At 44.8% G+C, this 26,481-nt stretch carries 28 protein-coding genes and 1 other RNA gene; 10 read left to right on the top strand and 19 right to left on the bottom strand.

Features of this window, described 5'->3' with window-relative positions:
- Positions 1-22 precede the first annotated feature (22 nt).
- The 3 genes from OCV56_RS13815 to OCV56_RS13805 form a co-directional block, all read right to left on the bottom strand.
- Complete coding sequence (locus OCV56_RS13815; protein ID WP_010435653.1) at positions 23-580, bottom strand: YggT family protein; 558 nt, start codon at positions 578-580, stop codon at positions 23-25.
- A gap of 57 nt (positions 581-637) precedes the next feature.
- Positions 638-1,456 carry a pyrroline-5-carboxylate reductase gene (proC, locus tag OCV56_RS13810; protein ID WP_086712021.1) on the bottom strand — a complete coding sequence of 273 codons (819 nt, stop codon included), beginning with the start codon at positions 1,454-1,456 and terminating at the stop codon, positions 638-640.
- A gap of 84 nt (positions 1,457-1,540) precedes the next feature.
- A complete protein-coding gene (locus tag OCV56_RS13805; RefSeq protein WP_086712020.1) occupies positions 1,541-2,245 on the bottom strand; it encodes a YggS family pyridoxal phosphate-dependent enzyme in 705 nt (234 codons plus the stop codon).
- A gap of 26 nt (positions 2,246-2,271) precedes the next feature.
- Between OCV56_RS13805 and OCV56_RS13800 the strand changes: the two genes are divergently transcribed.
- Entirely contained in the window at positions 2,272-3,309 is a 1,038-nt protein-coding gene (locus OCV56_RS13800; protein ID WP_048605840.1) for a type IV pilus twitching motility protein PilT, read from the top strand.
- Positions 3,310-3,323: 14 nt separating this feature from the next.
- Complete coding sequence (locus OCV56_RS13795; protein ID WP_086712019.1) at positions 3,324-4,433, top strand: PilT/PilU family type 4a pilus ATPase; 1,110 nt, start codon at positions 3,324-3,326, stop codon at positions 4,431-4,433.
- 74 nt (positions 4,434-4,507) lie between these two features.
- Here OCV56_RS13795 and OCV56_RS13790 read toward each other — a convergent pair whose 3' ends face one another.
- The 9 genes from OCV56_RS13790 to metK form a co-directional block, all read right to left on the bottom strand.
- Positions 4,508-4,669: a hypothetical protein gene (locus tag OCV56_RS13790; protein WP_167373144.1), complete on the bottom strand. Its 162-nt coding sequence runs from the start codon at positions 4,667-4,669 to the stop codon at positions 4,508-4,510.
- Between the two features lie 99 nt (positions 4,670-4,768).
- Entirely contained in the window at positions 4,769-5,191 is a 423-nt protein-coding gene (gene ruvX, locus OCV56_RS13785) for a Holliday junction resolvase RuvX (protein ID WP_048659417.1), read from the bottom strand.
- A 53-nt stretch (positions 5,192-5,244) separates the two neighbouring features.
- Positions 5,245-5,808, bottom strand: coding sequence for a YqgE/AlgH family protein (locus tag OCV56_RS13780; protein WP_086712018.1), 564 nt, complete (start codon positions 5,806-5,808; stop codon positions 5,245-5,247).
- A gap of 109 nt (positions 5,809-5,917) precedes the next feature.
- Positions 5,918-6,868: a glutathione synthase gene (gene gshB / locus OCV56_RS13775; RefSeq protein WP_017629553.1), complete on the bottom strand. Its 951-nt coding sequence runs from the start codon at positions 6,866-6,868 to the stop codon at positions 5,918-5,920.
- A 9-nt stretch (positions 6,869-6,877) separates the two neighbouring features.
- The gene (gene rsmE / locus OCV56_RS13770) at positions 6,878-7,609 is read right to left on the bottom strand and encodes a 16S rRNA (uracil(1498)-N(3))-methyltransferase (protein ID WP_086712017.1); all 732 of its coding nucleotides are present in this window, start codon (positions 7,607-7,609) and stop codon (positions 6,878-6,880) included.
- A gap of 153 nt (positions 7,610-7,762) precedes the next feature.
- Positions 7,763-8,494 (bottom strand): endonuclease, encoded by a 732-nt coding sequence (locus OCV56_RS13765; RefSeq protein WP_086712016.1) that lies wholly within the window; start codon positions 8,492-8,494, stop codon positions 7,763-7,765.
- Positions 8,495-8,646: 152 nt separating this feature from the next.
- Positions 8,647-9,147, bottom strand: a complete 501-nt coding sequence (locus tag OCV56_RS13760) for a SprT family zinc-dependent metalloprotease (protein ID WP_086712015.1) — start codon at positions 9,145-9,147, stop codon at positions 8,647-8,649.
- Between the two features lie 79 nt (positions 9,148-9,226).
- The gene (locus tag OCV56_RS13755) at positions 9,227-10,024 is read right to left on the bottom strand and encodes a DUF2189 domain-containing protein (RefSeq protein WP_086712014.1); all 798 of its coding nucleotides are present in this window, start codon (positions 10,022-10,024) and stop codon (positions 9,227-9,229) included.
- 368 nt (positions 10,025-10,392) lie between these two features.
- On the bottom strand, positions 10,393-11,547 hold the full coding sequence (gene metK, locus OCV56_RS13750; RefSeq protein ID WP_010435682.1) for a methionine adenosyltransferase: 1,155 nt from the start codon (positions 11,545-11,547) through the stop codon (positions 10,393-10,395).
- Positions 11,548-11,905: 358 nt separating this feature from the next.
- Here metK and tkt point away from each other — a divergent pair, with 358 nt between their 5' ends.
- The 5 genes from tkt to mscS all read left to right on the top strand — a co-directional run bounded on the left by tkt (position 11,906) and on the right by mscS (position 18,970).
- Positions 11,906-13,900, top strand: coding sequence for a transketolase (tkt, locus tag OCV56_RS13745; protein WP_086712013.1), 1,995 nt, complete (start codon positions 11,906-11,908; stop codon positions 13,898-13,900).
- Positions 13,901-14,114: 214 nt separating this feature from the next.
- Positions 14,115-15,164 carry an erythrose-4-phosphate dehydrogenase gene (epd, locus tag OCV56_RS13740; protein WP_086712032.1) on the top strand — a complete coding sequence of 350 codons (1,050 nt, stop codon included), beginning with the start codon at positions 14,115-14,117 and terminating at the stop codon, positions 15,162-15,164.
- A gap of 166 nt (positions 15,165-15,330) precedes the next feature.
- Complete coding sequence (locus tag OCV56_RS13735; protein WP_086712012.1) at positions 15,331-16,494, top strand: phosphoglycerate kinase; 1,164 nt, start codon at positions 15,331-15,333, stop codon at positions 16,492-16,494.
- Between the two features lie 155 nt (positions 16,495-16,649).
- The gene (gene fbaA / locus OCV56_RS13730; RefSeq protein WP_086712011.1) at positions 16,650-17,726 is read left to right on the top strand and encodes a class II fructose-bisphosphate aldolase; all 1,077 of its coding nucleotides are present in this window, start codon (positions 16,650-16,652) and stop codon (positions 17,724-17,726) included.
- A gap of 377 nt (positions 17,727-18,103) precedes the next feature.
- Entirely contained in the window at positions 18,104-18,970 is an 867-nt protein-coding gene (gene mscS, locus OCV56_RS13725; protein ID WP_086712010.1) for a small-conductance mechanosensitive channel MscS, read from the top strand.
- A 116-nt stretch (positions 18,971-19,086) separates the two neighbouring features.
- On the opposite strand, the gene OCV56_RS13720 is transcribed toward mscS, so the two are convergent.
- Positions 19,087-19,569 carry a YbaK/EbsC family protein gene (locus OCV56_RS13720; protein ID WP_086712031.1) on the bottom strand — a complete coding sequence of 161 codons (483 nt, stop codon included), beginning with the start codon at positions 19,567-19,569 and terminating at the stop codon, positions 19,087-19,089.
- A 25-nt stretch (positions 19,570-19,594) separates the two neighbouring features.
- Complete coding sequence (locus tag OCV56_RS13715; protein ID WP_086712009.1) at positions 19,595-20,224, bottom strand: LysE/ArgO family amino acid transporter; 630 nt, start codon at positions 20,222-20,224, stop codon at positions 19,595-19,597.
- A gap of 142 nt (positions 20,225-20,366) precedes the next feature.
- On the opposite strand from OCV56_RS13715, the gene OCV56_RS13710 reads away from it, so the two are divergent.
- Together OCV56_RS13710 and OCV56_RS13705 are read left to right on the top strand one after the other, a co-directional pair.
- On the top strand, positions 20,367-21,263 hold the full coding sequence (locus OCV56_RS13710) for a LysR family transcriptional regulator ArgP (protein ID WP_086712008.1): 897 nt from the start codon (positions 20,367-20,369) through the stop codon (positions 21,261-21,263).
- Positions 21,264-21,374: 111 nt separating this feature from the next.
- Complete coding sequence (locus OCV56_RS13705) at positions 21,375-22,088, top strand: oxidative stress defense protein (RefSeq protein WP_086712007.1); 714 nt, start codon at positions 21,375-21,377, stop codon at positions 22,086-22,088.
- A 112-nt stretch (positions 22,089-22,200) separates the two neighbouring features.
- Here the strand turns inward: OCV56_RS13705 and serA are convergent, their stop codons facing one another.
- The 5 genes from serA to zapA all read right to left on the bottom strand — a co-directional run bounded on the left by serA (position 22,201) and on the right by zapA (position 25,582).
- Entirely contained in the window at positions 22,201-23,430 is a 1,230-nt protein-coding gene (serA, locus tag OCV56_RS13700; RefSeq protein ID WP_086712006.1) for a phosphoglycerate dehydrogenase, read from the bottom strand.
- A 261-nt stretch (positions 23,431-23,691) separates the two neighbouring features.
- Positions 23,692-24,348: a ribose-5-phosphate isomerase RpiA gene (gene rpiA / locus OCV56_RS13695; protein WP_048605825.1), complete on the bottom strand. Its 657-nt coding sequence runs from the start codon at positions 24,346-24,348 to the stop codon at positions 23,692-23,694.
- Between the two features lie 124 nt (positions 24,349-24,472).
- Positions 24,473-25,072, bottom strand: coding sequence for a 5-formyltetrahydrofolate cyclo-ligase (locus tag OCV56_RS13690; protein WP_086712005.1), 600 nt, complete (start codon positions 25,070-25,072; stop codon positions 24,473-24,475).
- A 6-nt stretch (positions 25,073-25,078) separates the two neighbouring features.
- Positions 25,079-25,262: non-coding RNA, 6S RNA (gene ssrS, locus OCV56_RS13685), on the bottom strand.
- 11 nt (positions 25,263-25,273) lie between these two features.
- Positions 25,274-25,582, bottom strand: coding sequence for a cell division protein ZapA (gene zapA, locus OCV56_RS13680; RefSeq protein ID WP_004735366.1), 309 nt, complete (start codon positions 25,580-25,582; stop codon positions 25,274-25,276).
- Between the two features lie 308 nt (positions 25,583-25,890).
- Between zapA and OCV56_RS13675 the strand changes: the two genes are divergently transcribed.
- Positions 25,891-26,466, top strand: coding sequence for a YecA/YgfB family protein (locus tag OCV56_RS13675; protein WP_086712004.1), 576 nt, complete (start codon positions 25,891-25,893; stop codon positions 26,464-26,466).
- The last annotated feature ends 15 nt before the right edge of the window (positions 26,467-26,481 follow it).

The raw sequence follows: 26,481 nt of genomic DNA, 5'->3' as shown, positions 1-26,481 counted from the left end.
GTACCTGATGTTCGTACTTGAATTATAGCTGATACCAAATAGGACCAATCATGTCGCCCATTAGGAAGTTCGCAAATTGCAGAACAATGAACAGAACCAGAACGCTTAAGTCGAAGCCACCCATATCCGGTAGAATACGGCGGATAGGCATTAGCATTGGCTCAGTCAGTTGATGGAACACGTACTCGATTGGGCTACGGCCTTGGCTAACCCAGCTAAGGATTGCACGGATTAGTAGAACCCAGAAGATCAAACCACCCGCCGCTTTTAGCAAAGACAGCGCACCAAAGATCAGGAAGCTGATATCGAATACAGCCGCGCCGCCAGAGATAATCAGGTTGAGAGCAACAAACTTAAGCACACATAGCACATAAGCAAAAACAACCGTCGCAAGATCAAGGCTGCCGATAGATGGGATAACTCGGCGTAGTGGGGCAACAACAGGTTGTGTCGCTTTTACGATGAATTGTGAGAATGGATTGTAGAAGTCTGCACGTGATGCTTGTAGCCAGATACGCAAGATCACAACCATGATGTAAAGATCAAAAACGGTCGAGATCAGAAAGCTCATCGAGTTCATATTGTTTCCTTTTTCGGATTTACTTGCCGCTTAGATATAACTCGAGCGACAAAATGCTTAAAACAGTTTTTCCATCTCTTCAGCTCGAGCAACCGCCGCTTGCATGGCTTTGGCTACAATGTCTGATAGTTGATGTTCATTGAACGTGCGTAATGCTTCTGCGGTCGTTCCGCCTTTTGAAGTCACCTGTTCACGCAGTGTAGATAATTCAGTATTTGGATTCGCTACCACCATCTCTGCCGCGCCTAATGCAGACTGCTGCACTAATTTACGTGCGGTTTCTTGGTCGAAGCCTTGGTTGATTGCCTCAGCTTGCATCGCTTCCATAAACAGGAAGAAGTAAGCCGGAGCACTCCCCGCCGCCGCAATGATGTTGTTGATACCAGATTCTTGCTCAACCCAACTGACTTCACCTACAGCTTGCATCAGCTGAGAAGCAAAGTCTTTATCATCTTCGCTGACCGTTGAGTCGGCATAAAGACCGCTCATCCCTTTACCAAGCAGTGATGGCGTGTTTGGCATCACACGAACCAGGTTCAGTTGGCAGTCTAACATCTCATTGAGTCGATTCGCATTAATACCTGCAGCAATTGAGATAACCAGTTTGTTGCTAAAGTCGATGCTTTGTAAGGGGTTACATACATCAGCCATCATCTGTGGCTTCACTGATAATACAACAACGTCTGCTTGCTCTGCTGCGGCAATATTATCGCTGGTGGTATTGATGCCGTATTTTTGCTCTAACGGCAGCCTTCTGGTGTCTGAAGGCGCTGTCGCAGTAATCTTTTGCGCTGGGTAACCACTTGCTACTAAGCCCGCTACAATTGAGCGAACCATGTTTCCCGCCCCAATAAAGGCGATGTTCTTATGTTCCATATATAAAATCCTGAGCGTGTCGCTGCGCGGTTCAAGCGAAGCGGTATCAATACTTATCGTCGACTTCTGGTTGCTAACTAATTGCTATTTTGTGTAATCACGAGCACCAAATATGGCCGTTCCAATACGAACCATTGTACTACCCGCCTCAACTGCTGCATTCATATCACCACTCATACCCATCGAAAGAGTATCAATGTCTGAATACTTCGCGGCTAGCTTTTTTTGAAGCTCTGCCAGTTGAGAAAATGCATTAAGCTGAGATTGATAGTCAGAGACGTTTGCAGGAATCGACATCAATCCTCTTAAGGTGAGGTTGGGGAGCGATGAAATCAACTCTGCCAGTGCAAAAACTGTCTCTTCAGATGTGCCAGACTTGGACTCTTCGCCGCTAGTGTTCACTTGGATAAGCACCTGCAGAGGAGAAAGTTCGCTTGGTCGTTGATCGTTAAGCCTTTGTGCGATCTTATCGCGATCGACGGAATGCACCCATTGGAAGCTTTCCGCGATTGGGCGGGTTTTATTGGATTGGATCGGACCAATAAAGTGCCACTCTAAATTTAGGTTAGAATGTTGTTCTGAAAAGTGTTTTACTTTATCAACACCTTCTTGAACATAGTTTTCACCAAAGGCAACTTGGCCTCCGAGTGCGGCTTCTAGAATCGCATCAATAGGTTTAGTTTTGCTGACGGCTAAAAGTTGCACGGACTCTGGAGCTCGTCCGCACTTTTGCTCAGCACTACGAATCTGTGAGGTGATTTGTTCGATATTTTGTTGAATACTACTCATAGCTGACTTTACTTAAGGGAAAATAAATGGATATCACTGAGTTACTAGATTTTAGTGTAAAGCATAACGCGTCAGATCTACATCTTTCTGCGGGTGTATCTCCAATGGTACGTATAGATGGTGAAGTAAGGAAGCTTGGAATCCCAGCTTTGAGTCATGCTGATGTGCATCGTTTGGTTTTTGAGATCATGAGTGATTCACAACGCGGTGAGTTTGAAGAAAAACTGGAAGTCGACTTCTCTTTTGAATTACCCAATGTTGGTCGCTTCCGTGTGAATGCTTTTAACCAAGCTCGTGGTTGCTCGGCTGTCTTTCGAACTATCCCTGTAGAGATCCCAACTTTAGAACAGTTAGGTGCGCCTGAAATCTTTGAAAAGATTGCTAATTACGAAAAAGGTTTGGTACTTGTCACTGGACCCACTGGTTCTGGTAAATCGACGACGCTCGCGGCGATGGTGGATTACGTAAATCGCAACCACAATAAGCACATCCTGACCATCGAAGACCCGATTGAATTCGTTCATACCAACAATAAATGCCTTGTTAACCAGCGTGAAGTTCATCGTGATACTCACAGCTTTAAAGCGGCGCTACGCAGTGCGTTACGTGAAGACCCAGACGTTATCCTTGTAGGTGAGCTTCGTGACCAAGAAACCATTAGTTTAGCGTTAACCGCTGCAGAAACCGGTCACTTGGTTTTTGGTACTTTGCATACCAGTTCGGCGGCAAAAACTATTGACCGTATTATCGATGTATTCCCGGGTAGCGACAAAGACATGGTGCGCTCAATGCTTTCTGAATCATTGCGTTCGGTCATTGCTCAGAAGCTGTTAAAACGTGTAGGTGGCGGTCGTGTGGCTTGTCATGAAATCATGATGGCGACACCAGCGATTAGAAACTTGATTCGTGAAGACAAGGTCGCGCAGATGTATTCGATCATTCAAACGGGGGCGGCACATGGTATGCAGACCATGGAGCAAAATGCGAAGCAGCTGATGGCGCAAGGCTTGGTTGACTCGGAAGAGGTCGAGAAAAAGATCGAAATTGAAACCTCAATGTTTTAATCAAGGTGAACACAATGGAATTGAATCAAATCCTTGAAGGGATGCTGTCTCAAAAGGCGTCGGATCTTTATATCACCGTTGATGCGCCTATCTTGTTTCGTGTTGATGGTGAATTGCGACCTCAAGGAGAGAAGCTGAATGCGGCTCAGGTTGCCCAACTACTTGATGCGATGATGGATCAAGACAGACGTGATGAATATCAGCAAACACGTGAAGCTAACTTTGCTATCGTGCGTGATTTTGGTCGTTTTCGTGTTAGTGCATTCTTCCAACGAGAGCTACCTGGAGCAGTCATTCGACGCATCGAGACTAACATCCCAACCTTTGAGCAATTAAAGCTTCCTGATGTACTGCAAGACCTTTCAATCGCCAAGCGCGGACTTGTGCTGGTGGTTGGTGCGACTGGATCTGGTAAATCGACCTCAATGGCTGCAATGACAGGTTATCGCAATACCAATCGCTCGGGGCATATCTTAACGGTTGAAGACCCGATTGAATTCGTCCATGAGCATAAAAAATGTATCGTGACTCAGCGTGAGGTCGGGCTCGACACCGAGAGCTACGAAGTCGCACTTAAGAACTCGTTACGCCAAGCACCAGATATGATCTTGATTGGCGAAATCCGTAGCCGTGAAACCATGGAATATGCGATGACCTTTGCTGAGACGGGTCACCTGTGTATGGCAACTTTGCACGCGAATAATGCTAACCAAGCGTTAGAGCGTATCCTTCATTTGGTGCCGAAAGAGCAGAAAGAACAGTTCCTGTTTGATCTGTCGATGAACCTTCGTGGTGTGGTCGCTCAACAGTTAATCAGAGACAAGAGTGGCAGTGGGCGTCATGGTGTGTTTGAGATTCTACTGAACAGCCCACGCGTGTCTGATTTGATTCGTCGCGGTGAGTTGCATGAGTTAAAAGCAACGATGGCAAAATCGAAAGAGATTGGTATGCAGACCTTTGATCAAGCTTTGTATGATTTAGTTGTTGCAGGTAAGATCAGCGAAGAAGACGCGTTCCACAGTGCCGATTCGGCGAATGATTTGCGCTTAATGCTCAAAACCAGACGTGGAGATGATGACTACGGAACGAGTGCATTGGCCGGTGTGAAGATTGACATGGGGTAGATTCGGCACTTGTCACTTGCTCTTAAGGCTAATAAAAAAACCGCTCTATAAGCGGGTTTTTGAGAACTGAATAACTAGTGATTAGCGAACCTGCCGTTGTCCCCTGAGTAGCCACGCTCTTTTTCTAATTTGATTTTTGTTGGGTACTGCTGACCATCGTAACCCGCGGAACCAGCACCCATTGAACTACATGCAGTTATAGCTAGAGCGGTGAAGATTGCTAGAAAAATTTTCATGTGAACTCCCACTTACCTATGATTGAATTGCAACGTCTTTACGGCGCGAAATTCTTGTGGGATCACAAGTTAGGTTACATTTTGTTCACTTAATTTTCGTTAAGAATATTGTGCTTCAAACCAGCTTTCGAGAATCACAACTGCGGACTGATTATCGACATTACCTTTACTTAATGCTTTGTAGCCACCCATGTCAAAAAGGTCGGCTCTTGCTTCTGCGGTCGATAGCCTCTCATCATGCAGTTCAACATCAACACCAAAGCGTCCTTTCAGGCGGTTAGCGAACTTCTTTGCTCTAGGTGTGATGGTTGCGAGATCTTTACCGTGAAGGTCGGTAGGAAGGCCAACCACGATCAGATTCGGTTGCCATTCCTTAATTTGCTTCTCGATATCGTCCCAGTTCGGGATGCCATCTTTGGCTTTAAAGGCTTTCAGAGGGCTTGCTGTGCCTGTGATTTCTTGTCCAATCGCACTGCCGATACTTTTTGTACCGTAGTCAAATGCCATAATTGTTCGTGACATGGGGCTTCCAAATTAATCGTGTTTGAGTATTTATTTTATTGAACGGAGTAGGGCTAGGCGTGGCCCGCGTCTGCTGAAAGCTGAGCGGCATTAATACCTAACATTTGTACCGCAACTTTCCAGCGGTCTGAGATTGGCGTGTCGAAGATGACCTTTGGATCGGCCTCAACGGTTAGCCATGAATTCTCGGTCAGTTCGGTTTCCAATTGACCAGGCTCCCACCCAGAATATCCAAGCGCAACCAGATAATTGTTCGGTTCATCTTCGGTCCCTAACACCATCAAGATATCTTTTGAGGTTGTTACCGAGATTTGGTCCGTCATGTTGATGCTGGATTGATAGCTGCCTTTGGGCTTGTGCAAAATAAACCCACGGTCTTCTGCTACAGGTCCACCATTTAATACTGGCTTATCAAGGCTGGCTTGGTTCGGTTTCGGTTGTTCAGAATCAACCTCAACCTGTTTAAGCATGCTTCCGACCGTGACATCGATAGGGGCGTTGATCATCAAACCCATCGCGCCTTCGTCATTGTGCTCACAAAGGTAGATCACCGAATTTTGAAAGTACGGATCTTTCATTCCGGGCATAGCGACCAGAAAGTGGTTCGTTAAATTCATAGAGCCTCCTGCCAGTGTGTTCCCAGTAAAGGAAGAAGAGCGGCGTAAAGCCGCTCATTGATTCTGTGTCTAAATGTTTGCGAATAGCTAAGACTTTCTTAAGTTTAGGCTATTTAGCGTTAACGCGACGCTCGATTGCATCCATTAATTTACCCGTAACTGAAATATCAAAAGCAGCTTCAATTTCACGGATACAAGTTGGGCTCGTCACGTTAATCTCAGTTAGTTTGTCACCGATAACGTCAAGTCCTACGAAGATTAAGCCTTTCTCTTTTAGTGCCGGAGCAACCGCTCGTGCGATAGCCCAATCGGTTTCACTTAGAGGGCGAGCTTCACCAGTACCACCAGCCGCTAGGTTGCCTCGAGTTTCCCCTTTAGCCGGAATACGCGCTAGGCAGTAAGGCATTGGCTCACCATCAACCACAAGAATACGCTTGTCACCGTTGCTGATGTCTGGAACAAAGGTCTGTGCCATTGCGTAGTTCTGACCGTGGTTAGTCAAGGTTTCAATGATCACTGATACGTTTGGATCGCCTTCTTTAACACGGAAGATAGATGCGCCACCCATACCATCAAGTGGCTTAAGAATTACGTCACCGTGCTTTTCACGGAACTCTTTAATCTTTTCAGCTTTACGAGTCACGATGGTGGTAGGCGTTAGCTCTGGGAACCAGGCCGTGAACAACTTCTCGTTACAGTCACGTAGGCTTTGCGGTTTGTTGACGATCAGTGCGCCGTTCTCTTCAGCACGCTCAAGAATGTAAGTCGCGTAGATGTACTCAGTATCAAACGGAGGATCTTTACGCATTAGTACTGCATCTAAATCAGATAGGGCGATAGTCTGTTCTGACTTGAACTCGTACCAACCGTTTGGATCTTCTTTGAGTTCTACAACCTTTGTGTCAGCAATGGCTACGCCTTGATCTAAGTGTAGATCATCCATTTCCATGTAATGGATTTCGTAACCACGACGCTGAGCTTCAAGCATCATGGCAAAGCTAGAGTCTTTTTTGATGTTAATGGATGAAATTGGATCCATTACGATGCCAAGTTTGATCATTTTTTTCTCCTAGCCTAGATCGCCAAAACGGACTTGTAAGGCAGTAATTGCGGTTAGAGCTGCTGTTTCGGTACGAAGTACACGTGGGCCGAGTAGCGTCTCTTCAAATTTGTATTGTTCCGTCATGCCGATTTCTTCAGCGGACAGCCCACCTTCTGGGCCAATCAATAGGCGTACTTTGTTGATTGGTTCTGGAAGGGTATTAATTGAGTATTTTGCACGAGGGTGTAGGTTCAGCTTTAACGCTTCACTAGGTTCGCTGCACCACTCTTCAAGCTGCATTATTGGGCGAATAACAGGAACCGTATTGCGGCCACACTGTTCACATGCTGCAATCGCTATCTTTTGCCACTGTGCGAGTTTTTTCTCAAAGCGTTTTGTATCAAGTTTAACGCCGCAGCGCTCTGAAATAAGAGGGGTAATAGTGTTCACACCAAGCTCTACCGATTTCTGAATCGTGAACTCCATTTTGTCGCCACGTGAAATCACTTGGCCTAAATGTAAGTCTAGCGGAGATTCACTGCTGCGCTCGATTCGCTCAGTAACATTAACCGCCACATTCTTCTTTGATACCTCAGTAATGGTCGCAGGGAATTCAGCGCCACTGCCATCAAATAGAAGAACCTCTTGACCTTCTTTCATGCGAAGGACACGACCAACATGACCCGCGGCATCTTCGCCTAAAGCGAGTGAACCTAACTGATGAATGCGTTCTGGGTGATGGATACGAGGGATTCTCATGCTGGTAAACCTATAAATATGTTCATTTGGGTATTTTGTCTCTGCCTAACATGGATGCTTTTAGTTGAAAAAACAAGGGTAGAGCAAGAGTTTCAGGGGCAATTCTGAAACTCTTGTTTGAGATGGTTAGGTATGTGGGTTATGCGAGGGGCGTTATTTACAAGCTGGGTAAACAAATGGGTTGTGATTGCCTTGGATGGCAAAGATTCGCTCATCACGAGTACATTCCCACTTGTCGACAGGAAATTGCTTGTTCCATGCCATCATCAGGTTGGTTTGCTGCTTAGATAGCTTGAAACCATACTCTTGGCTCATATAAAGGTAAGTACGAGCGATAGAGCCTTTTGCTCTGTCTGGCGGCATCACCTTACGTTGCTTGAAGTTGACCTGCATTTCACACTGACCATAGCTCACTCCATCCATGCCATTCCACTGACTGAAATTGTAGTTGGAGCGATCACCGTTAACCTCGCCAATGGCTGGAGTTAGGTTGTGAAGATCGGCCTCCATGGATTTGAATACTTTGTCATTACGAGTGCAATTCTTGCGTCCACCGTCTTGCCAGCACTGACGCTGGTGGCCAAATTGCCAAGCGGGAACCACGTGTTCCCATTCAATTCGACTTGCACGTTTTTGCTGCTTTCTCACTTGATAACCACAGCCGTCAAGGTCTGGGATGCCTTTCTTTTTATCTTTCCAAGTAATGTCACAACCACAATAAAATGAAGTCGGGTGATCAAGGTAAATTTTCACCGCTTCTTTTTTTGCTTTGGAGAATGAACTGGGTGGAGCGGCGAAAACGCTTTGGGTTACCAGTAGGCCAAATACTATCGTTAAGTAAAAAGACACCGATAGGCCAAATGCTTTTGGGGTGGTTTTGTGCATAGAAAAAGACTGATAAAAGTATGATAAATATCAGTCTAGCACTCAAGTGATAGATTTCTCTATTACATTTCAATCATCTAAGCAGTGGAGTGCAATTTCCTGAAAAAAAAACGAGCAGGTTACTGAATCTCACGTGTGTCGAGTATTGGGTGCTAGCTGAGTTGCGTGCCTGTAAAGGCCAAGGTTTGATTACATTGTTGGCAGCGGTAGCTTGATTGGTTACGTAATACCTTGTTGTGACGTCTAATCGAAAGTGGGTAAACCGTGCAGTTGCAGCGGTATTCAAAGGTCTTGCCTTGCACCGAGGTGATCTCAAAACTGTGGGTTGTTTTGGCTGGTACGTTGAATACCTTTTCCATCACGTATTTCCACTCATTCCCGTGAGGTCTCACTCGTCCAAATACTTGATGTGTGATCAGATGTGCCAGTTCATGAGGCACCACCTCGTTAATGAAGGCATCTTCATTTTCGGCGAAGAGTACATGGTTGAGCTTAATTTCATTGAGCTGAAGGTATGCCTTTCCTGCTGCCTTTCCTCTTAACTTATAAGTAATGGTTGGGCATGGGAATTCACGAGAGAAATGTTGATTAGCGATAGCTAGGCACTCGGCCAACTTCTTATTTGCTCGATGTTGTTGCGGGGTGTAAGACAAACGTTGTTAACTCCAAAAAAAGGCCTCAGCGTTTAAGCTAAGGCCTCATCATAACATTGCTCGTTATTCTGGCGATAATTTATAGGTGGTGATTCTTCTTGATGATTTCGTGGTAGGCATGCCATGTACCATAACCAAGTAGTGGCATGGTGACGATCATACCAATGCCGTAGGTCGCAAAGCCCACCAGAATACCCGCACAAATAATACTTGCCCACACTACCATTGCTGGGATGTTGGATTTCACGGCATTGAAGCTAGTGAAGATTGCGCTCATTACATCCACGCGTCGCTCCATCATCAATGGAATAGAAAACGCCGAGATGCTGAAGATTAAGCTGGCAATAACAAACCCAATCACAGAACCTGTGATCAGGAAGGGCGCAAATTCAGCTAATGGCGCGCCTTGGACAGATGGATACAAAGCGTGTAACAGAGCGGCGATTCGCATCCAGAATATCATCGAGACCATTAAGACAATCGCAAAGGCCCATTGATGGGTGGAGTTGCGCGTGATGGCTTTCATCGAATGGAGTAGGCTGGCGTTGTGCCCTTTTTCTCTTTCCCAAGCTGCGTCATACAAGCCCAGAGCAAGAAAAGGTCCTATCAGCATATACACGATCAGGCTTGGCATCACCACCAAGTGTGTTCCTTGCCATTGGACGAGTTGAACAATGGCGATTGCCGCTCCCATAAAGCACAAACCGTAAAATGCGCTGATCAATGGCATTCTTACTAAGTCATGCAGAGCAAGCGACAACCAATGAAAGGGTGCGGAAATACTGATTTGGTTGCAAGGAATGGTGCGAGCGTAATCCTTATCGCTGACCTTGTGTTTTCTATCGTTTAGTTCGGATGGGTGCGCGGTACGAGGCATAGATCCCCCTAGTTAAATAACGTCCTAGTTACAATTCCATAAGGCTCATCGATGTGGCTTGTGTGAGAGTTATGGTGTTGAGCTAAATTGCTCTTTGTCATCCCAGTTTTTATTCTAGCGTGCATTTAACGAGCGTTATCAGACTGAATTAATTTAAGTTAAATGTGAGCTTGATCGCCTAGGAGTTACCTTAACTATTGTCAGTAGTGTTAGAAAACACAAATTATCAGCGGCTTTTTATACTAAGTGGTTAACGGTAAAGAAGGGCGTTAAAGAAGGAAGTTGCGAGAGAAGGTTCGGTAAGTACATAAAAATAAAGCCCTTACTAAGCAGTAAGGGCTTTAAAGAAACAAATCGCAGTGGCTAAATTATTTTAGGCCCGCGAAGTCTGCAAGGATTGCAGCTTTGTCAGTCGCTTCCCAAGGGAATTCTTCGCGACCGAAGTGACCGTATGCTGCAGTCTGCTTGTAGATAGGCTGAAGAAGGTTCAGCATTTCTTGAAGACCGTATGGACGTAGATCGAAGTTTTGACGAACCGCTTCAATGATGATTTCGTGAGCTACTTTCTCAGTGCCAAACGTTTCAACCATGATAGATGTTGGATCTGCAACACCGATAGCGTAAGACAGTTGAATCTCACAACGGTCAGCCATGCCAGCAGCAACGATATTTTTCGCAACGTAACGTGCTGCGTAAGCTGCAGAACGGTCAACTTTTGATGGATCTTTACCAGAGAATGCACCGCCACCGTGACGAGCTGCGCCGCCGTAGGTATCAACGATGATCTTACGACCTGTTAGACCACAGTCACCCATTGGGCCACCGATTACGAAACGGCCTGTTGGGTTGATGAAGAAGTTAGTGTCTTTGTTGATCCACTCAGCAGGAAGTACTGGCTTGATGATCTCTTCCATTACCGCTTCACGTAGATCCGGAGTCGTTACTGAATCGCAGTGTTGAGTCGAAAGAACAACAGCATCGATACCAACGATCTTACCTTGGTCGTACTGGAATGTTACTTGTGATTTTGCATCTGGGCGAAGGAAATCAAGCTTGCCGCTCTTACGTACTTCAGCTTGCTTCTTAACAAGAAGGTGAGAGTAAGTAATTGGAGCTGGCATTAGGATTGGTGTTTCGTTAGTCGCGTAACCAAACATGATGCCTTGGTCGCCTGCGCCTTGCTCTTTAGGGTCTGCTTTATCAACACCTTGATTGATGTCTGGAGACTGCTTACCAATTGTGTTTAAAACGGCACAAGAGTCAGCGTCAAAGCCCATATCAGAATGAACGTAACCAATTTCACGTACTGTTTCACGAGTGATTTCTTCGATATCAACCCATGCAGACGTTGTTACTTCACCGCCAACCATAACCATGCCGGTTTTTACGTAAGTCTCACAAGCAACACGTGCTTTTGGATCTTGTTCCAAGATGGCATCAAGAACAGCATCAGAGATTTGGTCTGCAATTTTATCTGGATGGCCTTCTGAAACAGATTCAGAAGTGAATAGGTGCTTAGCCATGGGAGCTCCACTTTTAGGTTTTGGTGTAAATAGTTTTATGTCGTCGCAAGCTATGAAGCGCCGCCATTAAGTACAGTATATTTTATAGGTGTTTCTACATCTAGACGTCTATTCTAAATTCCAGCGGTCGAATTACAAGCTCTTTTTTATGATATGTCATAACTAATCGTTTGCGTGTCGATCGAGATAAGCCGTTGCTAAGTGATGTAAATGTTCGAAAATTGCGAAAAATGACCGTTAAAATGCCAGTAAAACGTTTGCAGTCGCTATAGTCGTTTGAGAGAATAGCCGCGCTAATAAAAATGAAAACTTTAGCATCAATCACTTTTTTAAATCGCTTATGTATCCAGGAGCAGACATGCCTTCTCGTAAAGATCTAGCCAATGCAATCCGCGCACTTAGCATGGACGGTGTTCAACAAGCAAATTCAGGCCACCCAGGCGCACCTATGGGCATGGCTGACATCGCTGAAGTTCTTTGGCGTGACCACTTGAACCACAACCCAACAAACCCAGAGTGGGCAGACCGCGACCGTTTTATCTTGTCGAATGGCCATGGTTCAATGCTGATTTACTCTCTGCTTCACCTTGCAGGCTACGAGCTTTCAATTGAAGACCTTAAAAACTTCCGTCAACTGCACTCTAAGACTCCAGGTCACCCAGAGTACGGTTACGCTCCTGGTATCGAGACAACGACGGGTCCTCTAGGCCAAGGCATCACTAACGCTGTTGGTATGGCAATGGCTGAGAAAGCACTGGCTGCACAGTTCAACAAAGAAGGCCACGACATCGTAGACCACTACACTTATGCATTCATGGGTGATGGCTGTCTGATGGAAGGTATCTCTCACGAAGCATGTTCTCTAGCGGGTACGCTAGGTCTTGGTAAGCTGGTTGCTTTCTGGGATGATAACGGCATCTCTATCGATGGTGAAGTTGAAGGTTGGTTCTCAGACGATACACCTAAGCGTTTTGAAGCATACGGCTGGCACGTAATCCCAGCAGTAGATGGCCACGACTCTGATGCTATCAACGCTGCGATTGAAGCGGCTAAAGCGGACCCTCGCCCAACACTTATCTGTACTAAAACTATTATCGGTTTTGGTTCTCCAAACAAAGCGGGTACGCACGACTGTCACGGTGCTCCACTAGGCGCTGATGAAATCACAGCAACTAAAGCAGCATTGGGTTGGGAACACGGTCCTTTCGAGATCCCAGCTGATATCACAGCTGAGTGGAATGCGAAAGAAGCCGGCGCAGCGAAAGAAGCTGCTTGGAATACTAAGTTTGACGCATACGCAGCGGCTTACCCTGAGCTAGCAGCAGAGTTCAAACGTCGTACTAACGGCGAACTTCCAGCTGAGTGGGAAGAGAAAGCAAACGCAATCATTGCTGATCTTCAAGCTAACCCAGCAAACATCGCTTCACGTAAAGCATCTCAAAACGCACTAGAAGCGTTTGGTCAAATGCTTCCAGAATTCATGGGCGGCTCTGCTGACCTTGCGCCTTCTAACCTGACTATGTGGTCTGGTTCTAAGTCTCTTGAAGCAAACGACTTCTCTGGTAACTACATCCACTACGGTGTACGTGAATTCGGTATGACGGCTATCATGAACGGTATCGCTCTGCACGGTGGTTTCGTACCATACGGCGCAACGTTCCTAATGTTCATGGAATACGCTCGTAACGCAATGCGTATGGCTGCTCTGATGAAAGTTCAGAACATCCAAGTTTACACGCACGACTCTATCGGCCTAGGCGAAGATGGCCCTACTCACCAACCGGTTGAGCAGATTGCATCTCTACGTCTGACTCCAAACATGAGCACATGGCGTCCATGTGACCAAGTTGAATCTGCAGTGGCTTGGAAACTGGCTATTGAGCGTAAAGATGGTCCTTCATCTCTAATCTTCTCTCGTCAAAACCTTGCACAACAAGATCGTAACGCTGAGCAAGTAGCGAACATCGCTAAGGGTGGTTACATCCTGAAAGATTGTGAAGGCAAGCCTGAACTCATCATCATTGCAACAGGTTCTGAAGTTGAGCTTGCAGTTGAAGCTGCTACTGAACTAACAGCCGAAGGCAAGAAAGTACGCGTAGTATCTATGCCTGCAACTGACGCGTTCGACAAGCAAGACGCTGAATACCGTGAGTCTGTACTTCCATCTGACGTTACAGCGCGTATCGCAGTAGAAGCTGGCATCGCTGACTTCTGGTACAAGTATGTTGGTTTCGGTGGCAAGATCATCGGTATGACAACGTTCGGCGAATCTGCACCAGCAGGCGAGCTATTCAAGATGTTCGGTTTCACTACTGAAAACGTAGTAAACACAGCGAAAGAGCTTCTTGCTTAATCATTGACTTATGGCCTTGTGCTAACAGTTAAATGAAGGAAAAAACCGAGCGCTGAGCTCGGTTTTTTGTATCTGGGATTTGTTTTCTCCTAGACTCATCTTTATACGCAGCAGATCAATCTGTCCTAAGTAGGCTGAGTTATTCAAGTAATGCCTTTTGGGTAGGATTCAGTTATCATCTGTTGCACGAAATTTTGGTTAGATGTACGGAACTATGCTAAAAGTCGCGATAAACGGATTTGGAAGAATAGGGCGTAATGTATTACGCGCTGTTTATGAAAGTGGCAAAAGCCAACAAATCAAAGTAGTAGCTGTCAATGAGCTTGCTCAGCCTGACGCTATGGCTCACCTATTGCAGTACGACACCAGTCACGGCCGCTTTGGTAAGAAGATCTCCAACGACCAAGAGCACATCTATGTCCATCACGGCATTGGTGCGGAAGATAAAGGTGACTTCGACACGATTCGTATCTTGCATCTCGCTGATATCGAATTGTTGCCTTGGCGTGATCTTGAGGTGGATATTGTACTCGACTGTACCGGTGTTTACGGTTGCCGAGCTGACGGCCTAGCGCACATAGCTGCTGGGGCGAAAAAGGTTCTGTTTTCACATCCTGGTGCGAACGACCTTGATAACACCATTATCTATGGCGTGAATCACGATACCATCGAGGCCGACCATCGCATCGTTTCCAACGGTTCATGTACCACCAACTGTATTGTTCCTATCATTAAGGTTCTTGATGACGCCTTTGGCATCGAGTCCGGTACCATCACAACGATTCACTCTTCAATGAATGATCAGCAAGTGATCGATGCGTACCACAGCGATCTTCGCCGTACTCGAGCTGCAAGCCAATCCATCATTCCTGTCGATACCAAATTACATAAAGGTATTGAAAGAATCTTCCCGAAATTTTCCAACAAATTTGAAGCGATATCTGTGCGTGTGCCGACGGTAAACGTCACTGCGATGGATTTAAGTGTCACAATTAATGCAAATGTGAAAGTTAATGACGTAAATCAAACCATTGTTAATGCATCCCAGTGTACATTACACAATATAGTTGACTATACTGAAGCGCCGCTCGTTTCCATCGACTTTAATCACGATCCCCATAGCGCAATTGTTGATGGTTCACAAACTCGAGTGAGCAACGGCCACTTAGTAAAAATGCTAGTGTGGTGTGACAATGAATGGGGCTTTGCGAACCGAATGCTGGATACGGTTCTCGCAATGCAAGCTTCTGAAGGCAAGAAGTAAGACCTAGAAGCAAATGTGTGGATTATTTATTTTTTAGCTTGAAATAAATGCTAAGTGTCCACATATTACTAGTAGTTAAAGAATTACCAGTTGAATAATTTATAGGCTTAGCAGGGTTGCTGAGTTTCCAAAACTTTATTTTTATTTAAATTTGAGAGGACAAATCATGTCTGTGATCAAGATGACTGACCTGGAACTTGCAGGTAAACGCGTATTTATCCGTGCTGACCTAAACGTACCAGTAAAAGACGGTAAAGTAACTTCAGATGCACGTATCCTAGCATCTCTACCAACTATCAAGCTTTGCCTAGAAGCTGGTGCAAAAGTAATGGTTACTTCTCACCTTGGTCGTCCTACTGAAGGCGAATACAACGAAGAGTTCTCTCTAGCTCCTGTAGTTAACTACCTAAACGACGCACTAGACTGCGAAGTTAAGCTAGCTAAAGATTACCTAAACGGCCTAGAGCTAAACGCTGGTGAACTGGTTGTTCTTGAAAACGTTCGTTTCAACGAAGGTGAGAAGAAGAACGAAGAAGCTCTTTCTAAGCAGTACGCTGCACTATGTGACATCTTCGTGATGGACGCATTCGGTACAGCTCACCGTGCACAAGCATCTACTCACGGTGTTGGTACTCACGCTCCTGTAGCATGTGCTGGTCCTCTTCTTGCGGCTGAGCTTGAAGCTCTTGGCAAAGCAATGGATAACCCAGAGCGTCCGCTAGTTGCTATCGTTGGTGGTTCTAAAGTATCTACTAAGCTAACAGTTCTTGAGTCTCTATCTAAAATCGCAGACCAACTTGTTGTTGGTGGTGGTATCGCGAACACATTCATCGCTGCTGAAGGCCACAACGTAGGTAAGTCTCTATACGAAGCTGACCTAGTTGAAACGGCTCAAAAACTAATGAAAGAGTGTGCTATCCCAGTAGCAACTGATGTTGCGTGTGCTAAAGCATTCGACGAAAACGCAGAAGCTGAAATCAAGCACGTTTCTGAAGTTCAAGACGACGATATGATCTTCGACCTTGGCCCAGATTCAACTGCAGCATTAGCTGAAATCATCGGCAACGCAAAAACTATCCTTTGGAACGGCCCTGTAGGCGTATTCGAATTCAAGAACTTCGAAGCGGGTACTGCTGGTATCTCTAAAGCAATCGCTGACTCTGCAGGTTTCTCTGTAGCTGGTGGTGGTGACACGCTAGCGGCTATCGACAAGTTCGGTATTAAAGCTGACGTTTCTTACATCTCTACTGGTGGTGGCGCTTTCCTTGAATTCGTTGAAGGTAAAGTACTTCCTGCAGTAGCAATGCTTGAAGAGCGTGCTAAAGCATAATTGATTTAGAAAGGCGAGATGCGAATCTCGCCTTTTAACGTTTGCTGCATATCACACTTTTTTGCTAGAATGGCACAAGTTGTGAGCAAACGATTGCAAATTTTCAAACTTAAGTTTTTTAATCTTAAAACGATAGAATAAATAGGACTATTTCCATGTCTAAGATCTTCGATTTTGTAAAACCTGGTGTGATTTCTGGCGATGACGTACAGAAAGTATTTGAAGTAGCAAAAGAAAACAAATTTGCTCTTCCTGCTGTAAACGTTGTTGGTACTGACTCTGTAAATGCAGTACTAGAAGCAGCTGCTAAAGTTAAAGCTCCAGTAGTTGTTCAGTTCTCTAACGGCGGCGCTGCATTCTTCGCAGGTAAAGGCGTTAAACTTGAAGGTCAAGGCGCACAAGTTCTTGGCGCTGTAGCTGGTGCAAAATACGTACACGCTGTAGCTGAAGCTTACGGTGTTCCAGTTATCCTGCACACTGACCACGCTGCTAAGAAACTTCTTCCATGGATCGACGGTCTACTAGACGCTGGTGAAGAGTTCTTCGCACAAACTGGTAAGCCTCTATTCTCTTCTCACATGCTAGACCTTTCTGAAGAGTCTCTAGAAGAGAACATCGAGACATGTGCTAAGTACCTTGAGCGTATGGCTAAAATGGACATGACAATCGAGATCGAACTTGGTTGTACTGGTGGTGAAGAAGACGGCGTTGATAACTCTGATATGGACGCATCTGAGCTTTACACTTCTCCTGAAGACGTAGCATACGCATACGAGAAACTAATGGCTGTTAGCCCACGTTTCACTATCGCTGCTTCTTTCGGTAACGTACACGGTGTTTACCAAGCTGGTAACGTTGTACTTACTCCAACTATCCTACGTGATTCTCAAGCATACTGTGCAGAGAAGTTCGGTATCGCACCTAACGCTCTAAACTTCGTATTCCACGGTGGTTCTGGTTCTTCTGAAGCAGAAATCCAAGAGTCTATCGGCTACGGTGTTATCAAAATGAACATCGATACTGATACACAGTGGGCAACTTGGGATGGTATCCGTCAGTACTCTGCTGACAACTTCGATTTCCTACAAGGTCAAATCGGCAACCCAACTGGCGAAGCTGCTCCAAACAAGAAGTACTACGATCCACGCGTATGGCTACGTGCTGGTCAAGCTTCAATGGTTGCTCGTCTAGAGAAAGCATTTGCTGACCTTAACGCTGTAGACGTACTATAATTCTTTGAATTAAGTACTCTTTAAGTTTTAAAAACCCGCTCATTGAGCGGGTTTTTTTATGTCTGATAAAAACTTGTATTAAATATGTGAAAAACCTAGCCTACCGTGAATAAATTTCGTAGTCTTTTAGTTATCGGTATTTGTGTTTATCGGTAAGTTTTAATAATTCAAAAGCTTACATAAATATGACTTTGCAATCTATCAAAGATAGGATATCGTGCCGAAAAACTGAACTTGGTTTAGTTTATAAAAAGGACTTGGCTTTAATTTACTTTTAACACAATGACTTAACGGTAATTGAACTGTTTCTTATATTGCAGGGTAAATTAGGCTTAAGGCAGTTTAGCCCATAGCATATTATATAGAGGATGCACATTATGGCTGATAGTTCGACAGTAATTGAAACTCCGCTTGTGGATGGTTTATCTCAAGCAGAGCAGTGGTTAACAAATAATTCAGATCTATTTATCCAATATGGCGTAAATATTATTTCAGCACTGATAATTTTATTTATTGGTAACCTAATTGTTAAAGCTGTAGCGAATAGCGTGGCTAAGGTTCTTCAGAAGAAGAAGATGGACCGAGCGGTTGTGGAATTTATTCACGGTTTAGTTCGTTACTTATTGTTTGTTATTGTTTTAATTGCTGCACTTGGTCGTTTAGGCGTTCAAACGGCATCTGTAGTTGCTGTTATTGGTGCGGCTGGTTTAGCCGTTGGTCTTGCACTGCAAGGCTCACTATCTAACTTTGCTGCTGGTGTACTTATTGTTGCATTCCGTCCATTCAAGTCTGGTGACTACGTGGAAATCGGTGGTGTAGCGGGTTCAGTTGATTCAATTCAAATCTTCCAAACTGTTCTAACAACACCTGATAACAAAATGGTTGTGGTACCAAACGGCAGCGTTATCGGCAGCCCAATCACGAACTACTCTCGTCATGACACGCGTCGTATCGACCTAATGATCGGTGTTTCTTACGGTGCTGATCTACAAAAGACCAAAGAATTACTGACTAAGATCTGTGAATCTGATGAGCGCGTGTTGAAAGAACCAGGCGTTCAAGTAGGTGTTCACACACTTGCTGACTCTTCAGTTAACTTCGTGGTTCGCCCATGGGTTAGCACTGCAGAGTACTGGAATGTCTACTTCGACCTGATGCAAGCAATCAAAGAAGGCTTGGATAAAGAGGGTATCGAAATTCCATTCCCACAAATGGATGTACACATGAATAAAGTAGAAGTTTAATCGTCACTGATCAGCTCTATTATTACAGAGGCGGATAACAGAGGTTATCCGCCTTTTTTATTTCATACGGGTTGGAGGGGGTTATAACAGGTACGCTGTGGGAGTTATCACCAGAACTAGAGCCAATGAACTTGATTAGGCAATAGCGCAGCTAGCACTTTTAATTGTGCACCACTAAATCCAAGGGTGTACTCAGGGAGTCCAGGTGTATAGAGGATCTCTTGGCGCTCGAGCAATTCACAATCAATGATGATTTCTACGTGTTGTGGTATACCAAATGGACAGACAGCTCCAGGGACACAATCAAGCTGCTCAATCATTTCTTCATCCTTACAAATGGAAACACGCTTTCCTAACACTGATTTGATCGCTTTGCTGTCAAGACGCTTATCCTTTTCTGTAAGGTATAGCGCGTAGTCGCCCGCCTTGGTTTTCAGAAATAAGCTTTTTGAGTGCGTGCCAGTCCAACCAAGTTGTCGAGCGACTTCCTCATCGGTTGCAAAATCGAGAATAGGTTCATGCTGCCACTCTCTATAAGTTATATTTGCTAGAGTTAGCAGTGCAATATTACGCTGGTATAGGGTTTGTAAACGATCTATCTGGTTATTAATAATATCCATGTGATTACCAATACTGCTCTATTAATCCTTTACTGAGTACTAATGCAATCGCAAACATCATCGTTGCAACCGCGATATCGATACCTTTCTTAACCTGAGGTTTTGATAGCGTTGGGCCTAGCTTTGCTGCGCCCAATGACAATGAATAGAACCAAACAAATGATGCCAGAATGGTCCCCATAGCAAAAGCAATTCTGTCGTTACCTTCGAATTGCCCACCGATAGAACCAAGAATCACAACCGTATCTAAATAGAGATGTGGGTTTAATACAGTAACCGCCAAGGCACCCAAAATAACGGTGCGCTTACCACGAGCCAGTATTTCTCCTTTTGATTCCTCGCTTGAGGGCGCTTTAAAAGCACTGCGTAGCGACAACAAACCATACACGGTTAGAAAAGCGATACCGCCTAATGTTACCGAGGTGAGTAGCAATTCATTTTGCGACAGAATCGCACCACCACCAAAGATACCCAATGAGATAAACAGAGTATCGAGCAGGCTACAAATTGTCGCAGTGGTTAAATGGTGGTTGCGCTTTATCCCTTGATTTAGGACGTACGCATTCTGAGCACCAATAGGGATAATCATGCTTGCCCCTAGACCAAAACCTTGTAATAAAACCCAAAAACTCATTTTAACCTCCACTTATTTAACGATATTTACGTTCTATATGGCGAAGATACTCCGCCCCTTTAAATAAGTATAATTAATGATTTTAATCTATTATTAGAGTTGCTAATGTGGTGTTGATTTAGCTTAAAAAGGAAGCAAATTGATGCGTGGATTGGATTATAAATGGGTAGAAGCACTGGATGCCGTGGTGAAACAACGTAGCTTCGAAAGGGCTGCGGAGCAGTTATATATTTCACAGTCAGCGGTGTCTCAACGCATCAAACAGCTAGAAAAGTGGTTGGCTCAGCCTGCTTTAGTGAGAGAAAGCCCGCCTAGGCCAACGCCTGCAGGTAAAAAATTACTGGGATTATATCGTCGTGTTCGTCTGTTAGAGCACGAGCTAGTACCTGAATTAATGAACGAAGATAGCGCCCAACCTTTATCTATATCTATCGCTACCAACGCGGATAGCTTAGCAACTTGGTTGTTACCCGCATTGTCGGATGTGATGAAGTCTCGCCAAGTTGAATTGAACCTCGCTATTCATGGTGAATCGAGAACCATAGAGAAAATCAAAAGTGGTGAGGTTGCAGGTGCTATTAGCTTGGAGTCTCAAGCTATTCCAGGTTGCAGCGCCGACTATCTTGGCAGGATGGATTATGTGTGTGTGGCTAGCCCAGACTTTCATCAACGTTACTTTTCTGAGGGCGTAAATTACGCCACTTTAAGCAAGGCACCAGCGGTTTCTTATGATCAATACGATGATCTGCATAAGAAGTTTCTGCATGATCATTTTAATGTACCAAGAGACAGCGTAATTAATCATACGGTCGGCAGTTCGGAAGCGTTTGTACGTTTAGCGTTGTCGGGCGTTGCTTATTGCTTGATTCCTCGGTTGCAGATTATCGATGAACTAGAATCAGGTGCGCTGATTGATATTACACCTGGGTTTCTGCTGTCTTATCGCATCTATTGGCACCATTGGCAGCTTGAGAGTGGAGTATTAAAAGAGGTATCCCAATCGATATTAAGTTTCGCTCACAATCACTTACCTCAGTAAACTGTTGGTTTTTTCAGCGTCAAAGTTCTGTTAGAAGTGCGTGCACTGGATTGGCTAAACGGTAAATTACTCTATGATAAAAGTACATTTGTTTAGCATGGGTCATACCTAATGAAGCTTGTACCAAAGATGTTAGCAACGTCTCTTACTCTTACTGCGGCGTTGAGTGCTGTGAGTTTTCCATCATTGGCTGACTCTCCATCCTTTCCTCATATTTCAACGACAGGTTACGGTGAAGTGATCGCGACACCTGATATGGCGACATTCTCTGTAAGAGTCGTGGAATCGACGATGACTGCTGAACAGGCTAAAAAGACTGTTGATAAAGTTGTGACAGGTTTTCTAAATAAGCTACATCAAGCCGGAGTTGATGAAGCGAGTGTTCACAGCTCGAACCTGTACCTATCTCCTCAATACCATTATCCAAAAGATGGTAAACCTGAACTGGTTGGCTACCGCGCCTCACGTAATGTGACCGTTCAAGTTAATGAGCTAGCGAACCTTAATGAATACATGGATATTGCTATCGGGCAAGGCATTAATCAGATCGATAATATTCAGCTGCAAGTTCGCGACCAAGCTAAGTATCAAGAGCAAGCGCGCTTAGAAGCTATTAAAGATGCGACATCTAAAGCCAAATCATTAGCGAGTGGTTTTGAGCGTGAACTAGGTGATGTATGGCGCGTGGACTACAACGCACAATCTTCTCAGCCAGTGCTCATGCGTTCAATGGCGATGGATGCAAGAACAGAATCGAACTCTTATGAAGACTCAACGATCACCATTCGTGATCGCGTAGATGTGATCTATCAGATCGAAGAGTAATAACAAGGCTATAGTAGGTTTTGGATCATGATGATCTAACTACCTACCATAGGCCAAATACTAAAAAGGCTCTCATTATGAGAGCCTTTTTTATGCATATAGACTTCGATACTTAGTGAAGTAGACGAGCACGAATTGTGCCTTCGATCTCTTTCAGTTTAAGCAATGCTTCTTCTGAACGATCCGCTTCTACATCGATAACTACATAACCCATATCAGCCGCAGTCTGTAGGTACTGACCCGCGATGTTGATGCCTTCTTCAGCGAAGATGGTGTTGATCTGAGTTAGGATACCTGGGCGGTTTTCGTGAATGTGCAGCAAACGAGACGTCCCCGTGTGTAGCGGTAGAGATACCTCTGGGAAGTTAACACTTGATAGCGTAGAACCGTTATCAGAGTATTTCGCGAGCTTGCCAGCCACTTCAACACCGATGTTCTCTTGTGCTTCCTGAGTTGAACCACCTACGTGAGGCGTAAGAATCACGTTGTCAAACTGCATCAATGGCGATTCAAATGGGTCAGCATTGGTTTTTGGTTCAGTTGGGAAAACGTCGATCGCTGCACCTGCAAGGTGACCTGAATCTAGAGCGCCACACAGAGCTAGAATGTCTACCACTGTGCCACGCGCTGCGTTGATAAAGATAGAACCAGGCTTCATGCGCTCGAACTCTTCTTTACCCATCATGTTCTTAGTTTCGTTAGTTTCTGGAACGTGCAAAGAGATCACGTCACACTTATTCAGCAGCTCTGTCATGGTGTGAACTTGCGTTGCGTTACCCAGTGAAAGCTTGTTTTCAATATCGTAGAAGTAAACACGCATACCTAGGTTTTCCGCAATAATACCCAGTTGAGTACCAATGTGGCCGTAACCGATAATACCTAAGCGTTTACCACGAGCTTCGTAAGAGTTGTCTGCACTCTTTTTCCAGATGCCACGGTGTGCAAGAGCGTTCTTTTCTGGAATACCACGTAGTAGCAATAGAACCTGACCAAGAACCAGCTCAGCAACGCTTCGAGTGTTTGAGAATGGTGCGTTGAAGACAGGCACGCCACGTTTTGCAGCTGCTTCAAGGTTTACTTGGTTCGTACCTATACAGAAACAACCGATAGCAACCAATTTTTCAGCTGCATCAATCACTTCTTGGGAAAGGTTTGTGCGAGAACGAATACCGATGAAGTGAGCATCTTTAACTGCTTCAAGAAGTTCATCTTCAGGTAGTGAGCCTTTATGGTACTCAATATTTGTGTAACCAGCGGCTTGAAGTACTTCTACTGAAGAAGGGTGAAGACCTTCTAGAAGTAGAATTTTTATTTTTTCTTTTTCCAGTGAAACTTTGGCCATTGTTCTCGTCCTTAAAATGGAAAGGTTGGGCAAATGCGGCGCACGTGCTACAAAATGGCTGAAAGGGGAACAAATTCACCACTTTGTTAGGAGACAAACGTTTTCCCTGTGCGTCTTCTGAACAATAAAGTAACAAAAAAAAAATGTTTTGGGTAAGAAAATTACGGAATAAGACATAATTTTACAGCAATAAAGCAAAAAAAACGGCGCCCTAGGACACCGTATGTAATGAAGTAACAGAAAAACTCAATCTTCTATTATTTATTCTTCGATTTTTGCACCTTCAGGTGTGCCAGTGATAACTACATCAGCACCACGGTGAGCGAACAGGCCAACCGTCACAACACCTGCGATACCATTGATAATATCTTCTAGTTGTTTCGGGTTCTCAATAGCCATGCCGTACACATCTAGGATTACGTTGCCGTTATCGGTTGTGCAGCCTTCGCGGTAAACTGGGTCACCACCAAGCTTAACCAGTTCACGTGCCACGTATGAACGCGCCATCGGGATAACTTCTACAGGTAGAGGGAATTTACCCAGTACATCAACAGCTTTCGTGCCATCAACAATACATACAAATTTGTCAGAGATAGCCGCTACGATTTTTTCACGAGTCAAAGCAGCGCCGCCGCCTTTGATCATATCGCGTGAAGCGTTAATTTCGTCTGCGCCATCAACATAGATGTCTAACTTGAATACGTCATTGCACTCAAAGACTTTGATTTCTAGTGCTTCTAGTTTTTCAGTAGAGGCTACAGAGCTTGAAACCGCACCTTTGATTTTGTCTTTCATTGTGCCAAGTGCGTCGATGAAGTGATTTACTGTAGAGCCAGTACCTACACCTACAATGCTGCCTTCTTCAACATATTGAAGTGCTGCCCAGCCAGCTGCTTTTTTCATTTCATCTTGAGTCATGCCATTCTCCTGAATAAGGTCTTGCGCTTTGAATTAATCGTTTGCGTAATGATGAAGTTAACGTTTAGATATTGGGTTAACGTTTCTATATCGAGGTTAACGTTTGCGGCGAGATTATAGCGCTTTAATGGTTGTTTTCCCATTGCCAAGTTTTACTTGGAGTCACGATTTTAGGCAACGGAATGTCCCATTCTTCAATCGGTAGGGTATCAACATGCTGGCAATCATGAGCCAAACCTATTGGGGGGGCGCCTTCGCCCGTCTCGAACCACTTCGCCAAGGTGCGATCGTAATATCCGCCGCCCATACCTAAACGGTGACCATGAGAGTCAAAGCCAACAAGAGGTGTGAGAATGAGGTCGAGTTGCTGACAAGGCTTAACCAGCATCTGATTGAGCTGAGGTTCGACAATGCCGTACTTATTCAAGACTGTCGGTGTTGTTGGAGAGTAATGTAGAAACAGCAGGTGTCCGGCAGAGAAGGGGTGCAGTACTGGTAAATAAGTTTGCTTACCTTGCGCCCATAACCATTCAATTAAAGGCTGGGTATCGAGTTCGCCATCAATTGAGATATAGAGAGCAATATGTTGAGCGGACTGAATCTCATTGAGCTGAGAACATTGCTTAACTAGGTCTAAACCGGATTGAATTTGTTGGTCGCCAGATAAGGCATTACGTTTGATACGGATCTGTTTGCGAAATTCGCTGCGTGTGAGCGTCTTCATAAGAAGGGATACCCCAAAGTGCCGTTGAGAATAGATGGCCCTTGAACCAGCGAGTTCAAGGCGGATCAGCAATGATTACCGTAGGCTTCTCGGTCGGGCCGAGCATGCTCAATAGCACTCAAGTACTAACCCTTAGGGATTGCTTATCGGCTCGGGGACGTGAATCCTCTGACAAACACTCCAGGGTAAATTTTGTGTACGCTATTGCTGTCCGTGCTTAACCTTACTGAGGACATCTGAAAGTGATGTCGTGAGCTGTTCCATTCGCTCGGTCAGTGCGTTTTGTTCATCATTTGCTTCAAACTTCTTGGTTTGTAATTCGTAGCAAATATTCAGAGCTGCGATAGTTAGCAGCTTCACTTCATTGGTTACCTTAGTACGTTCAGCCATCTCTTTCAATCGATTATCAAGATCGGCCGCCGCTGCAATCAATGACTCTTCTTGCCCTGGTGGACAATTCACTCGAGTCAGTTTTCCTAATATTTCAACGTCTACCGCTTGATTACTCATGATGGATGAACTCTTTAACGCGCTATTTTAAGGCTGTTGCCCTTCGCCATTTTTTGAGAAAGAAAAAGTGCAAGTACCGATGAGGAAGCAATCTCCTCTGAGGGAGAAACTATAGGTAAACCGCTATTAAGATTCAAGCTTTTCAGAGTGACTGTTTGTAAATGAGAGCTTGAGCACACAGTAATTCAGCAAATTGAACAATTGGTAGTCAGTCATCCTTCAATTGCTAGGGATCGATGCTTACCAGAATTGGGGTGAAGTGGTACGATTATACTATCGATATAAAGAATAACTGAGCGAGCTATCTGATGAGCGAAACTACTTTACCTGACTACCTAACGGTTGCGACTGAACTTCAATCGGCAAGTCTAGCCGTAACCCCTGCTGAGATGCATGGTTTAATAACGGGTATGTTAAGCGGAGGCTTAAGTCTTGCAGATAAAAGCTGGCAACCACTGATCTTTGATTACACCAATGAAGGCATGGGCTGGCCAGATCGCGCGCTAACGCTAGCGGAAGCAACACTAAAAGTCACAACCAGTGAAATCACAGGCTCAGGTATGGAGCTGTCTATGCTACTGCCGGATGAAGACGCAAGCGCAAGCCTGTTTGATCTTGCGGACGGAGTGTCTGATTGGATTAACCATTTCATCTCTGGTTTAGGTCTGGTTGGCGCTCAATTGAATAAAGCGTCTGAAGGCACTAAAGAAGCGTTGGCTGATCTTGAAGAGATGGCGAAGCTAGGCATTGACGAAGAAGATGATCTGGAAGAGCAAGCACAACTTCTAGAACACGTTATTGAGCACGTAAAAGCGTGTGCATTAACGATTCATGCTGAATTTGGTGCACGCCCATCTGAAGATGCGGCTCCAACCATTCACTAATCGTTTGTCGGTTTG

The sequence above is a fragment of the Vibrio gigantis genome (genome assembly GCF_024347515.1).
GTDB lineage: Bacteria > Pseudomonadota > Gammaproteobacteria > Enterobacterales > Vibrionaceae > Vibrio > Vibrio gigantis.
Note: the sequence above shows the minus strand (reverse complement) of the source record. Positions and strands in the feature narration are given on the sequence as shown.